This is a genomic window from Acidiphilium sp. PA (genome assembly GCF_026191915.1).
Lineage (GTDB): Bacteria > Pseudomonadota > Alphaproteobacteria > Acetobacterales > Acetobacteraceae > Acidiphilium.
The window spans coordinates 1-13,801 of record NZ_JAIMBY010000021.1; the positions used below are offsets into that span (position 1 = coordinate 1).

Sequence of the window (13,801 nt, forward strand, 5' to 3'; positions counted from 1 at the left end):
TGGATCAACCGAAACCGGCGGCTCGCGAAGGACTTCGAGGCCACGATCGAGAGCGTCGAAGCCTTCCTCTACGCCGCGTCCAGCGTCATCCTGCTACGAAGGTTGGCACGTTGATGAACCGATTCGAAATGGACTCTGAGGTCCGGCGGCGATGATCAGATCATCTGGCTCTGCCGTATCGGCGCAGCCGATCCGGTTCAAGATCTGACGAATTCTAAGGTCCGCCGTCTCCAGCTCGGTTTTCCGGAGCGGGATATCGGCCGCGGCTGTGATATGTCGAGCCCGAAGTTCGCTCAAGGCGGCAATCGCGCCGCCGGCGTCGAGTGCCGTTTGATTGATCGTGATGGACTTGAGGACCGTGGTCAGGTTTGCTGTGTCAACTGCGTTGATGGTCAATTTCGTGGCGAGTTGGACCTCGTCGTCCCGCAGACCGGGTAGATCGGTCTGCCATTGCGGAGGTACGGCGGGCAGATCGGCAAGCGGGGCGAGTTGTGCACGAAGCCGGTGCAGGGCGGCAAGGCGTGGTTGGGCGGCGAGCAGGCGTTGGATTTCCGCCTGGCGCGAGAGGATGGCGGATCGATTGTTCAGCGCGGTATCGTAGCGGCTGCGCAGGAGTTTACGTTCGGCCCGGAGCCGGGCGTATTCCGTGGCCAGCACGTCGATACTGTCGCGTTCGGTCTTGAGTGCAGCCAGTTGCTGCTTGAGGCCATAGAGCTCATGGGCACGTGTGCCGGGCCGATAGAAGCGGTCGGCGGTTTCCCGCACCGCCGCAATGCTCTGGCTAAGATCAGTGACGCCGGCACTGGCCGCGTAGAGGAGTCGGCCGACATCGCCCCGGCTGGCGATGATATCCTCCCCGCCGCTTTCGAGACTATCGTCATCGAGCGAGAACATCGCCCGATAGGACTCGCGGTCGATCGAGCCGAGATCACCGCGCAGTACCGAGTCCGACACCGGCTGTCCCGCCCCATTCAGCAGGCTATTCTGCTGGGATTTCACCCTCATGAGGTCATGCACCCCCGCGTTCAGGGCGAGTGTGGCGCCAATGCGCATCGTGCGGTTGTCATGGATAAAATTATAGCGCGTGCGCACTTCGATACCGAACAGCAGATCGAGAAAGGCGGCGAGCAGGGTTGATTTGCCTGCCTCATTCGGACCGTAGATCAAATGGATGTCCGGTTGGCCTCCAACAAGCGTGCCGAAATCGATCATGCGATCGGTGAATTTGCCGAAACGCATGAGGTTGAGGCGATCGATGCGCATCAGGTCCGCCCGGCCTCGGTCCCGGCGTGCAGCCGCGCCAGGACATCGGCGATGCCTTCATCGGCGAGGGCGGTTAGGGCGGCGTCGAGCCCGGCTTCGTCATCGCCGAATGCTTTTCGGCATTCTGGCGGCAGTTGCGCCAACAATTCCTCGGCGATTTCGGCGATTTCGGTGCCGAAGGCGGGCGTGCCGATGATCCTCGTTTCGATGAGGCTGCGCAATTCCGTCAGCGGATGATCGGGAGCGGCCGGACCGCGATCGGGCATCGTGCAGCCGATTTCGACGGATTCAACCCAGCACGTGCCGATGGTCTCGCATACCCTGTCCAATTCAGTGCGCATCACGTCACGATCTCGCCGGATCAGCCAAGCCAGCGGGGTCTGCCCGGTCAGATATAAGCGAGCGACCAGATGCTCGGCTTTGACAGTGCTCCTGGCGGCTGCCAAAGTGCGACTAAATCGACGGATCAAGTCAGGCCATTCGGTGAGCGCCGTGACATCAACGGTCAGTCGTTCGAACTGGGCGACGCTGGTGAAGCGCTCCTCGATGGTCAACCGACGATCGTCGTGGATCGTCACAAGAGTTACCGATTTCGCGCCGGCCTCGCCGATATCGCGTCCCTGCGGAATGCCCGGCATGACAATGGTACTGGTGTCCGCCCGCGAATCGACCGAACGTAGATGAATGTGGCCTAGCGCCCAGTATTCGAAACCGGTCGCGCGCAGGTCCGCGATGCTGCATGGCGCATAGCGATCATGACCGGCGGCACCTCCCAGGCTTGTGTGAAGAATTCCGATGTTGATCGATCCGGCTACTGCCGGCTTGTACTTGCCGAGCAGACTCTCAGGTGCGTCCGGCTGCGCGAAGCTGACACCGTGGATATGGATCGGAACGTCGACGGCCGATCGCTGGACAGGGACCGCCTCGGCATGGCCGCGATAGAGTTTCACACTATCGGGCAATACCAGCTCGGGCGTGATCTTGGACAGCGCGTCGTGATTGCCACGAATGACGAAAGTGCAAATTCCGGCTGCGTGAAGGCGACCCATCTGGTCTGCGAGGAAGCGCGCAGTCTTCATCGAGGTCTGGCTGCCGTCGTAAAGATCGCCGGCGAGGACCAAAGCGTCCACCCGTTCTTCAAGACAGGTATCGATGAGCCGGACGAACGCCAACCTTGTGGCGGTGCCGATCAGGTCCGCTAGCGCAGGATCACGAAGGGCCAGTGATCGCAGAGGCGAGTCGAGGTGAATATCAGCGCTGTGTATGAACCGAAACGCCAACTTCATCTCTCCTTCGTCTACTTCGGTTTATCTTCATGTACCGACTGAAATTTCTTGTGAGGACTCGTAATCTTCTGCACGGTAGTGGTGTTTCTTATAGGTTGGTTGGACGCGGCAGTGATGGAGTTACTTTGGTTAGATTTCTCATCTTCAGATAGCCGGTACGATCCATGAGCGTCAATGCAACTTTAGTTGCGATTCAGTGAGATGCAATGTTTTGGCGTGCGCAGAAAAAATTTTGGCGTCCCTACACCTAATGGTGGACGCGGTGGGGAATCTTTAAAATCACCCTACCCACGGCGATGGGAATTTTTTCGAAAAATGATCCCATCGCAGTGAGTAATTTTTTCCATAGTGGTACCGCAACGAGATTGTCATAACCGCACGTTAATTTATAACTACGTCCATGTCTTTTTCTTACTCTAATTCTTGGTAAGATCTCGTTATAATCTTGCTATAATCTTGCTATAATCTTGCTATAATCTTGGTAAAATCTTACTGAAATCTAACTCACATCGGGGTTACCTGAAGAGTCGCGAAGGTTGCAAGAAAGTCTCCGCTGTGTTCGATGGTGGACGGGTGACTGCCAACGGCGGGATCTTGATTCTGGGGGCGGTGAAAGCGCCGCTCGGCTTTGCAGCAAGGTTCTGGGGGAATTTTCGATCCATGGGACCCTCGGCTCACCACTCATAGCGCTGCCAATATCCTACGGGCACGCATGCTGGCTATCGGGGCGGGTATGAGGATCGCGGTGACCTTGATCAAGTATGAACCGATCCAGGCTTCAAACTGGCCTGCGGACAACTGCCTGACAGAGACACCGATCGGTGGTCGCCGCCAACCATCTCGCGCTGGGGAAATAAGTCGGATCTGTGCGCGATGATCATCCGCATGAGCTACGCCATGAAGCGTATTCCGTTGATCGCGATCGACCGGAATAGATGATCGCGATCAACGGAATACGCAGACACCCTTCCGCGAAATCCCAAACTACCCCACCAACGGGGTCCTCTTTCAACGCCGAGTCATAACCGGTCAAAGTCGTGGCTCCTGCGATGGAGCCAGACCCTACCCGGTCGATCACGGCCAGTCAGACAGGTCTCGAAAGAAACCCGTTCCTGGGTGAAATCCAGCTCGGGTTATTCCCTCACAGAACCCCACCCGGGGTTCTTATCCTGATTGTCGCGCATTCTCATGATGATTGTTGCGCGGCAGGAAATGTTTTAGCGCATCTTCAATCCGCCTGCGTGCAGACGCGCTGAGTCGTCGAACCTCAAAAAAGCGGGCGATCTCGACGATGGTATCGCTTTCACTGCCAATATGGTTTGCCGCGGCAGCCAATTCGGCGAACGCAATGTCATCAATCAAACGGATGTCATCTGCGCTATCGGGCCGACGGCAGATTTGCCAGCCGGAGGCCGACGCGGAGTTCTGCCAAACGAAGGTCCCCTCATTGGCCACATCGGTTACGTGGTACGAACTACGCGTAATTCGCATAATGCGTTCGCGGATAACGCGCCCGGCGCGTTGGAACCCGTGAGCCCGTGCTATCCGCTGAATGAGGGACGATTCGGAAATTGGTGCCTCGACTCCAAGAATATGCTCGATTAGGCTGGACAATGTTTGGTCATAGGTCGACTCGTAGAACTGTTCGGGTTTGAGTTGTTCACTGAAAATGGTGAGATCCGCGAGTCGGTATCGGGGCGATATGGAACTTGGTTTGCCCACCGCGCGTGAGAACTCAACATCACGCGCAGGGGAAAACTCCGGGTCCCGGGAATCGATTCCCGCAATTTCAACCTCGGGGTTTGGGACTTTCGAAATGGATGCGCTGCTGGTGTCCAACGCTGCAGTCGCAGGCTCGTCCGCCGATTCTGCTGCGAGACCGACATATCGCGCCGCTTCAACGGCGGCGCGATCGTTGGCAAGGTATTGCTGAATGGCTCGGTGCAGTCGATCGGCAGCTCCTTGCTTATCGACCCACCAGTCGGTCGACCAGATACGAAGTAGCTTCCATCCCAGATCTTCTAGGATGGCTGTCCTGATTTTATCACGATCCCGCGCTGTAGCGGCGCTATGATAAGTTGCGCCATCACACTCGACGCCAACGAGATAGTCCCCGGATCGATCGGGATGGATGATGCCGAGATCGATCCGGAACCTGGAGACTCCGACCTGAGGCACGACGACCCAGCCGCGTTGTCCCAACTCGCGGGCTACGGCGGTTTCGAACGGCGATTCGTAATCGCCAACCGATCCTCGAACAGCGGTGACTAGTGCGCGCGGCCCGCGCTCGGCGAATTCGAGAAAATGTTTGAGATCGGCGATTGCGCGTGCGCCGGTGCGGTTTAGATCAATCATGGCAGGGCCAAACGATGTGAAGATGATCATTTCTTCCCGTGCTCGGGTCAGTGCGACATTGAGTCGTCGCCAGCCCCCCGCAGCATTCAACGGCCCAAACGACATCGCCATGGTCGAGGAACCTGCTTCAGTCGGCCCAAAACCGACACCAAGCATGATAACGTCACGCTCGTCCCCCTGAACCGTTTCGAGGTTTTTCACCACCACCGGTTCGGCAAGGTCATCAGCGAAATGTGCTTCGAGGGCTGGATTTTCACGTCTTGCCTTGTCGAGCAGATCTTCAACCAATCGCTGTTGCTCGGCATTCAGAGTGATGATGCCTAGCGTCCAGCCACGCGCGATGAAATCCGGATCGGTCAGTCGAGCAACTGCAGACTCGACCAGGGCGCGGGCCTCGACCTGGTTGGTTCGCCCCGCGCCGCGCGCATACGCGCCATCGACCCGCTGCCAAGATACCGCGCTAGGTCGGGTCTGCGGTGCCGGAAACGTGACCAGCCGATTTTCATAGTAACGATGATTAGAAAACGTGATCAGGCTTTCATGACGGCTGCGATAATGCCACGTTAGACTGTGTTGCGTGACACCTGCGGCAAGACATTCGTCAAGAATGCTCTCCATATCTGCCCCGCCGTCGTCATTGCCCTCGTCGCTTTTACGCGCGAAAAAGCTCGTTGGCGGCATTTGGCGCGGATCGCCAGCAATCACGACCTGTCTGCCTCGCGCCATCGCACCGATTGCATCCCATGGCGCGATCTGCGAGGCTTCGTCGAAGATGACAAGATCGAACAGTGCCTGATCGGGCGGCAAATATTGCGCGACTGACAAGGGGCTCATCAACATGCAAGGCGCAAGACGCGTAAATGCGTCGCCCATTTCGCTGGCAAGCTGCCTGATCGGTTTATGAGCCCGTTTGAGTTGGAGCTGATGTCGCAGTACGCCGTAACCTCCTCCCTTGCTGGCAGTCGCCTTGTCCGGGATCAACCCACACAGTTTCGCCTTGATGTAGCGGACCGACAACGCCGCTAGATTGTGATCGAGACGACGAAAGGCCTTCACCTTGTCCAAGTGGTCGGTCGCGGCAAAACGACGGAGATCAGGCTCAGCATCGATCTCGCCGCTCGCAAACCAATATGCGTAGGCCGTTTCAAAGCACGATTGAGCCGTTTCCGGCGATATCTGATCAGATTCTATCGCTGCAACAACAGGAGATAAGCCAATCGCAATTGCTTCATTGCGCGACCGCTGCCAGTCGGTCCAAGGTTTGAGGCGACGGGCAACGCTGATGACGGCCCGTGCGCTGTCACGAAGTGCAGCGAAGGTTTCGCCGTCACGCAATTCACCCCCTCTTATAAAAATCTGGGCCTTGCTTTCGCAGTCTTGCGCTGTATCCGACAAACGCCCAACTGCACGGCAGATCGGTCCATCCGGTGCCAGCAGATCGTTGCCGTCAGACAGCAAAAGTGAAAGCGTTTGGCGGAGTTGTGTCAGCGCCGGTAAGTCGCTGGCTGCGGCTGATGTGGCCAACCGCAGTGCTTCGACGACGTCCACCCCGGCTTGTAAATGATTGAGATCCGTCGCGGTGCCCTTCCAACTCGAAACATTCGCGAGCGCCGAGGTCATCCCATCAAGCGCAGCGAGTTCGTGCGCCATTGCTTCAAGACGAGGAAGGTCCTTGGCTGGGTCGGGTGGTGCGGATGTGCCTCCGACCGTCGCCAGCGTCTGCATCACTTTTTTCCGAACAGCGCCTTTAAACAAGAAAAACTTCTTGCTTGCGGCTATCCATTCGGCATTTAGCGCGGCATGGTCGATCCGCCGTGCAGCTTCAGTTGCGTAGCCTGTCGAGAGGGTTGCTTCGATCTCACGATAGCGCTGTAGGCGCGTCGTCGCCTCACCCAACTTCGACATCAATTCAGTGAATTGCGGTGCGAAAGCAAAGCTCAAATCGTGGCCATGAGCTTTAGGCAACAGCATGGCGAGACGTAGCCAAAGACCAAGTTGCGCACTGGTGTCGGTGATCGGCTCAAGACCAGTCGCGGCAGCGAAGCTCTCGCATGCTTGGCGCAAATTGCTTTCAGCAATGATGAACGCCCGTGCCGCTTCCACAACCGCGTCCTGCCAAGCGTTCGACCATTCCTGCTTCGCCAGATTGCCGAGTGCGGTTGGCACATCGAGGACTTCGCAGCGTGCGAGGTAGAGGCTCCGCACCGCTTCACGCATTGCTGCCAGTTCTACTGAACTATGATGACAATCGGGGGGAAAGACCAACCGCGGCGTCATCTCGGTCCAATCGCGCACGACGCGGCCGATCGCGCCATGCAACGTCAGTCCGTTCGCATGTGGACGATGCAATAAGTTGACGATCCGGTTCAATTCGTCGCGCAGTCTTTTGACTTCTGCTGCTTCACGTACCCACATTTCGGCAGCCATCTGGTCCCGCGTGGTCCAGGCGACATCGAGTTGGCGCAGCACTTCGGTCTTGGTTGCTTTCGCCGAATGCAATTCCAGGCAGAACGATCCAAGCCCAACCGTCGTAAGTCGCCGTTGCACCACCTCCAACGCTGCCATTTTTTCAGCGACGAACAACACGCGACGGCCCCGGGCGAGGTTATGGGCAATAATGTTGGCGATGGTTTGCGATTTGCCGGTACCAGGTGGCCCATCGAGCACGAAATCATGACCCTCGCCGGATGCGACGATCGCAGCAATCTGAGAACTGTCCGCCGGCAGCGGGATGAAAAGATCTGCTGGATCTGTACGCTGGTCGAGTTGCTCCGGGCGCGGAAACTCTCCCGTCGTGGGAAACGCCTCCTGACCCCGCTCAATCAGATGACGCACGACCGGGCTCTCCTTCAACAATTCCGCGCGATCGACCAAATCCTTCCACATCAGATATTTTGCAAAGGAGAACGTACCGAGCACCACGCTGGGAACGACCTCGAATCCCGTCATATCGCGGATTGCCGTTCGTACCGTAGTCCAGATTGCCGCAACATCGATGCCGCTGCGATCTTCTGGCAACGCCCCAGCCAGAGCCGGTATGGTCAAGTCGAAATCCTGGCGCAACAGTTCAAGCAGCGTCAGATTAAAGCAAGCTTCATCCTCGTGCCTTGTCATAATGACTTTCGACACGGCACTTTTCCGTTCAAGCCGAACCGGTACCAGCAAGAGTGGTGCCTGATAGAATCGTTGCTCAGTTGGTGATTTTCGCCATTTCAGAAATCCCAATGCCAAAAAGAGCGTATTGGCTCCACCCTCGGCAAAGTCAGCTTTGGCCTGGCGGAACAGTTCGATCAGCGAGGTGTCGAGCTTTCCCTCCTCGCCCTCGGCCAGAATCTCATTCCGCGCCAGCGCTTCGGTTGCCAGCTCGGTGCGCAGATTCTCGTTGGTTTGTGTCGCGTAGAGTTTTTCATCGCGCCCGCCTGGCTGCAAATCAGGCATCGCGACGATCCGGATTTTCTTTCCGTCGGCCAATTGATCTTCGAGCAGGGCCGGTTCCGGGCAGATCAATCGGATGAATTTGGCACTTGCCGGCACGTTGAGTAGCCGATTCGCAGTCGTGAGATTGAGCAATTTGCGCTGCCACTGCACAATGCGATCGGAAGGACTAAGTGTCGCATCCGGCTCTAAACCCTCCGCATCGAAGTCCGGCAAATTCGGCGGCGCCTCCAAACCCTCAAACGCTGCGGATGCATCGGGCTTGGAAGGTTGGGACGGGTCAGCCATTGCGGCCAAGGGACGGATACGCTGCATCCGCGCACGAGCAATGTCGATCGCCATTTCAAATGGCGCTTCGGCATCCTCGGCGAGCTGGCGACGTCCCTGAGCGATTGCAGCAGAGAGGCCGGGTGGGTGCGCATTGGCAGCGAGGGTCGTTTCGAACACAATCAACTCATCGAGGTCGAGTCGCCTGCGTAGGGCGGCAGCCTCGCCGGTTATCAGGCTCGGCATCACCCCGGGCTGCAACCATACACCGGTAAACGCATGGCCACGTGTGAGGATAATCATCGGATTCAGACGCGCCTGCTCCAGGGCTGCAGCGAACAGCACGGTCGTATCGAGGCAGGTCGCAACGCGTCCTTGCAGGATTGCGCCGGGCGATCGGACTTTCTGACCCTGCTGCTCGAAACTGGCCGGCGGTAACGCGTAGCTGAGCCGCAATTCGCATACCGCAGCCCATATAGCCGCCACCAGTTGCCATACCCGTTGGCGCGATTTGCTTTCATACCCATCGATCGCATCTGGTTTGCCCGAGCGCCGCAGCACGTCCGATGCAGCCTTCAGAACCCGGTCGATCGCCGGGTCGTTCGGCATCACAAATGCTGGCAGCAGTTCCGCCATAGAGCCGATCCCGCCCCATTCGGTACGGGCGAGCAGATCGATCGGATATGACATCACCGCGAGCTCAGCTTCGTCCTCGATCAGGCGCAGCGTGATCGTCCCGGTTATGGCTTCATCAAGCACTCCCAGAAATGCGGCGTTAAGCGCAACATCACGATCCATCACCTGTCGCGTATCGCCAGGGGCAAGATGAGAGAGTGCCCACATACGCGGCGCAAACACCGGGGGATCGGCGGTCAGCGTGAGCTTCAGGTTCTGGTGCGAGATCGTGCCCTGATTTACAATCGACAGCTCGCGCAACACCGGCACAGCATTTTGGTGTGAGGCAAAGCCGATTTTGGTCGCAACGATCGCTCGAATTTCAATCATTAAATCTTCCTGGTATCAATCGTCACTCAATGACGTCAGGTTAGCACGAAGCAGGTCGATATCCGCAACAGATTCAGAGCGGACCGAGCAGTGTCGGGATCGCGATCAGATTTACCCCCACATTTTCGTTGCCACCTGACGGCCGTTCAATCGCGCGTGAGGCAACAGGATTTTCAATTGTCTTATCCCAATCCCACGATCGATCGTGGTGATCGCTGCGGCATCGATGAATGCCGTGTCATTTAATGAAAATCACTGAGATATTCTGAGGGAGGAGAGACACCTGTGAGGAGAAGGTGTTCACGCGCCCGGGTGCAAGCCACATAAAGCAACCGGCGTTCCGTTTCGTAAATTTCATCGAGCTCGGCTTCGTCCGCGGCATCGGCAACGCGTTCATCGAGCGGAAGCGTCCCCTCGTCGCACGCCATGACCACAACAGCGCGGAACTCGAGTCCTTTAGCAAGGCTCATCTGGGCCGTCATGATCTTACCAGCGCCGGCCAAACCGTGAATGGCGGCTTGGGCTCGCGCGACAAGTGATTGCGTCCGGACGAACACGCCGATTTCATGCGCGGCAATGCCTTCGGCGAGCCAGGCCGCAACAGTCTCCCGAACGATTTCTGCCTCGGCGATAGGGCTCGCGACAATTTCGACGTTCGGTACTGGGCCATTGAATACCGAAACGACGCCGCGTCGTTCGTCCTCAAGCCCGTCAGTGTCGCGCAGAACTGTCGGTAACAGGCGATCGGCGGCGCGACGGATTTGCTGCGAGGTACGATAGCAGACTTTGAGCACGAACGACCGCCCGCGGACATCCACGCCAAGACTTGCCCAGGAGTACGGATGCTGGAAAATGCGCTGTCCCGCATCGCCGGCCAGAAAAAGGTTGTTCGCTGATGAGGGTACGATGGCCGAAAAGAAACGCAATTCAGCCGGGGCAAGGTCCTGAGCCTCATCGAGGATAACGTGTTCGAACGGTTTGGATGATCGACCGGCCAGAGCCTCGGCCAGGTCAGTGAACACATGCGCCCACGTCGTATAGCGTTCCGACTCCAATGCTTCGCGCACCGCTTGGAATACCGGCCATAATCGGGCACGCTGATTTGGACCGAGCTTGCTCTTCCTACCCATGCGCTGAACCGTGGTGTAGGACTCTGGCGTCTTGATCCCCCAGGCATCGATGACGTTCGTCCACTCGGACAACAAAAATCGTTCTGAGAAACCTTTCATGTTAGCAGCCGCCGTTCGTAATCTCTCCCGTAGGACGATCTCCGAAGCGATCCGAGGGCGCACGCCGTATTCCAATTGATAGAGTTGCTCGGCGATGCCGTGGAACGACGCTACGGTAATCCGCGGTACGATGCTGCCAGTCTCGGGCGTGAGCACAAGAAGTTTCCTCCCCAGCGCATCGGCGAGCGGTTGCGAGAAACTGGCCAACAAAATTCTGGCATCCGGATTGGCGCGCGCGAGGCGGACTGCACGATGCAAGGCTACAATGGTTTTCCCGGTCCCGGCCGAACCGGCCACCCGCGCGGGACCGGAAAAGGAGCGTTCGACCAGATTGCGCTGCGAAGGATGCAGAAAGACACCCCATTTATCCCATGGAAAAGCCAGAGCCTGCTCGAGTTCCTCGTGACTGACGATAAGCTTTATGCGCCGCAGCGCATCCGGGTGTTCGTAGGGATTGGCCTCAGCCGTGGCTGGAGCAGGGACCACAAGGCGGCCAGATACGGCATATTCGAGCAGGGCTTCTGCGGCTTCACCTGGCAGGTGATTGGCCAACGTCAAGAACCTGTCTTCATTGGCAACTCGAACGTCGGCCAGCCAATCGGGCGGGACGCCCACCGAGAGGAGTGCGTTGTCATCAAGCGTAGCAAACGGGGTCGGGGTAACCGCTTTTTCCGCGGGCACGGGATGCGAAAGGGCGAAATCGAACGAGGGTGGAGGCACCACATCCTCCACGCGTTCGCGGATTTCGACAATCTGGATCGCACCCGTGCGCGGATGGGCTTCGATCCGTCGGCGTGTCGCCCATGCATACGAATCGTCGTGATGGCCGACATAGGCGAGCAACAGGTCAGACCCGGTCTTGTGGATGATGATACGAATGTCCAGATTGACCCTGACGGACCAGAAATTGGGGTCCTTCGATTTGTCGATACGGTGGAATTGCAACCCCGGCCTCGATGGATCGACCTGTAGATCGAAAACCGCCGTCTTCACCGCCCTCTGCTCTTGCGCCGAAAGACGCGCGAGGGCGGCGGTGAACGCATCGGCGATCCGAAAAGTGGCGGTCATACAGGGTTGAGGCTGACTAGTGTCGCTGATCTGCCCCCATCCGAGTGGTTCAGGATCTGTTTTGGTGCCTTCCTCCTCATCTGCCGGATTCCCCGAAGTTATGCATAACCAGCATAATCCTTGATCATATGCGTAGCAGTTGGTCGTTTAATCGGATCTCACCGAGCGTTACATCGAACGCGTCGGCAAGCCCCGCAAACCTTTCACAGAAATCGTACCAATATTTGGCCGATGTATTTTTTTCAAACCAATAATCTGGAGCCGCCAAAATAACTGCGCGGCGCAAGTCCGTATGAGGTTGGCTCTTGGTGGATTTTGAAGTTGCCAGAAGGTGAAGAAAATACCTAACCATCTGAGAGTCATACATACCGTAGTTAATGCTAGCTTGCTCCTTAACTTCAATGTAGATTCGATTTTCGTCAGACACCCCGGAGCGTAGGACAATATCTGGCGTCATTCCGCCTGATATATCCATCAGTATTTGACGGCTGTAAGACGTTTTCCTCTGGCGATTCCAGTCGGAGTTATCCTCGAAGATACTATACTGAAAATCACCGCACAGCGATCCGATCGAACTCTCAGCCGTGACTAAGTTAACGGGAATTGTTGAAAGCAACTCACGATTGCCGCACGAAGCCTGAAGCTTCTCTACAAGCCACTTTTGCCACTTTGTTTCTGACCAGCGTACATCTGACATTGTCTTTACCTCATTCGTGAAAGCTCTGCTGATGATAAAACCCTCGATTCATCCGCGCAATATTCTTATAGGTCCGGATCACTTCAGTTTCGCTCGTTGTTTCCGTGTCCATACAAACCCTCCCGTCCCGCCTGCGCGAGCGTGTCGATCCGGCGAATGATGCGCAGGATAAGGCCGGCTTTGAACGCGTCCAGCAATGTGCCTTCGGCAAAGCGCTCCTGACGGATCAGAACCGTCAGCAGCCGCGCAAGCTCTTCCAGCGTGGCCTCCGCAATCGCGGATTCGTCACTTCGAAGTCGTCGTGCCACCGCTGTGCTGCTCCAGGCTGGCCAGTCGAAATGGCCTACGACCCATCCATTTTCGTAGGCGGCCGTAACAAACGCGCCGGCTTTGTCACTGAGCGCCGCGTAGGGAAACGAGACGCTTCCATCCGCATTCGGACTCATAGGGCTCATCATTCCGGGGCCGAAATTCGGTGCCTCGAACTCAGGAAGAAACTGCGCAAGTGCATTGAGCTGTTGTGCATTGAACGGGCCTATTGTTTCAGTCATTGAAATTAGATCAGAGCTTGCGGTTCATGAAGATGATGAGGTCTCCGACGATAGACCTGGAATTGAAGAGTGGTCACAAGGCCACTCAAATTTTCCTTCAGATACGTGCAGACGTGCTCGATAATTATATTTTCATTCGCATCAGGTTGTGCCTCTCGCTGCCGGAAAATTTGTTGCCAAAAAATGATGTCCAGCGCGGACGATTGTATCCAATCAACTTTGACACCATAACCTGCTATCCATCTTATGCTATTTGCGATTCCTGCGTCACGATTGAAAAAGAATGCCGCATTATTTTGGTTTCCAAATAAACATGATCCAAAAAATATACCTCTTATCTGTGGTCCCACTTGATTTCGGAGAATATTTCTAATTTCTGCTCTGGATATGTTGCTTACCGACCCACGGATGGCGTTCTGATTGCCGTGCGCGCCGATATAGAGATATTTCTTACGTGCCCCTTGCCGGCAAACATGCTCCACAATTGCATGAAGCGCATCCCTATTTGCAAAATTTTCAAAATGATACCGATGAATGGATTGAAATTCCATATCCATTAATAAATCAAAAAGCGATCGTACCGAAACATTCCTATTATTTTGCCAACGCCCTTCAAGAACAACCAGACCTGACATTTTCCGTCCC

At 56.5% G+C, this 13,801-nt stretch carries 7 protein-coding genes and 1 pseudogene; 1 reads left to right on the forward strand and 7 read right to left on the reverse strand.

Annotation, left to right across the window (positions count from 1 at the left end):
* A pseudogene (locus AruPA_RS17665) lies at positions 1-114 on the forward strand (IS5/IS1182 family transposase); the annotation flags it as partial.
* Here the strand turns inward: AruPA_RS17665 and AruPA_RS17670 are convergent.
* From AruPA_RS17670 to AruPA_RS17700, 7 genes are all read right to left on the reverse strand, one after another.
* Complete coding sequence (locus AruPA_RS17670) at positions 94-1,263, reverse strand: AAA family ATPase (RefSeq protein WP_265638075.1); 1,170 nt, start codon at positions 1,261-1,263, stop codon at positions 94-96. The pseudogene AruPA_RS17665 and the gene AruPA_RS17670 sit on opposite strands and share 21 nt — an antisense overlap.
* Positions 1,263-2,549 (reverse strand): DNA repair exonuclease, encoded by a 1,287-nt coding sequence (locus AruPA_RS17675; RefSeq protein WP_265638076.1) that lies wholly within the window; start codon positions 2,547-2,549, stop codon positions 1,263-1,265. The genes AruPA_RS17670 and AruPA_RS17675 overlap by 1 nt, the downstream gene beginning before the upstream one ends.
* A 1,164-nt stretch (positions 2,550-3,713) precedes the next feature.
* Positions 3,714-9,611, reverse strand: a complete 5,898-nt coding sequence (locus AruPA_RS17680; RefSeq protein ID WP_265638077.1) for a DUF3320 domain-containing protein — start codon at positions 9,609-9,611, stop codon at positions 3,714-3,716.
* A 242-nt stretch (positions 9,612-9,853) separates the two neighbouring features.
* A complete protein-coding gene (locus tag AruPA_RS17685) occupies positions 9,854-11,908 on the reverse strand; it encodes a UvrD-helicase domain-containing protein (protein ID WP_265638078.1) in 2,055 nt (684 codons plus the stop codon).
* A gap of 124 nt (positions 11,909-12,032) precedes the next feature.
* Positions 12,033-12,605: a hypothetical protein gene (locus AruPA_RS17690; protein WP_265638079.1), complete on the reverse strand. Its 573-nt coding sequence runs from the start codon at positions 12,603-12,605 to the stop codon at positions 12,033-12,035.
* 83 nt (positions 12,606-12,688) lie between these two features.
* Positions 12,689-13,156, reverse strand: coding sequence for a DUF6508 domain-containing protein (locus AruPA_RS17695; protein WP_265638080.1), 468 nt, complete (start codon positions 13,154-13,156; stop codon positions 12,689-12,691).
* A gap of 5 nt (positions 13,157-13,161) precedes the next feature.
* On the reverse strand, positions 13,162-13,791 hold the full coding sequence (locus AruPA_RS17700) for a hypothetical protein (RefSeq protein WP_265638081.1): 630 nt from the start codon (positions 13,789-13,791) through the stop codon (positions 13,162-13,164).
* Positions 13,792-13,801 lie beyond the last annotated feature (10 nt).

Coding starts and splice junctions, on each gene's coding strand:
- AruPA_RS17670 (WP_265638075.1), bottom strand. CDS start 1,263: ATGCGCATCGATCGCCTCAACCTCATGCGTTTCGGCAAATTCACCGAT.
- AruPA_RS17680 (WP_265638077.1), bottom strand. CDS start 9,611: ATGATTGAAATTCGAGCGATCGTTGCGACCAAAATCGGCTTTGCCTCA.
- AruPA_RS17675 (WP_265638076.1), bottom strand. CDS start 2,549: ATGAAGTTGGCGTTTCGGTTCATACACAGCGCTGATATTCACCTCGAC.
- AruPA_RS17700 (WP_265638081.1), bottom strand. CDS start 13,791: ATGTCAGGTCTGGTTGTTCTTGAAGGGCGTTGGCAAAATAATAGGAAT.
- AruPA_RS17690 (WP_265638079.1), bottom strand. CDS start 12,605: ATGTCAGATGTACGCTGGTCAGAAACAAAGTGGCAAAAGTGGCTTGTA.
- AruPA_RS17685 (WP_265638078.1), bottom strand. CDS start 11,908: ATGACCGCCACTTTTCGGATCGCCGATGCGTTCACCGCCGCCCTCGCG.
- AruPA_RS17695 (WP_265638080.1), bottom strand. CDS start 13,156: ATGACTGAAACAATAGGCCCGTTCAATGCACAACAGCTCAATGCACTT.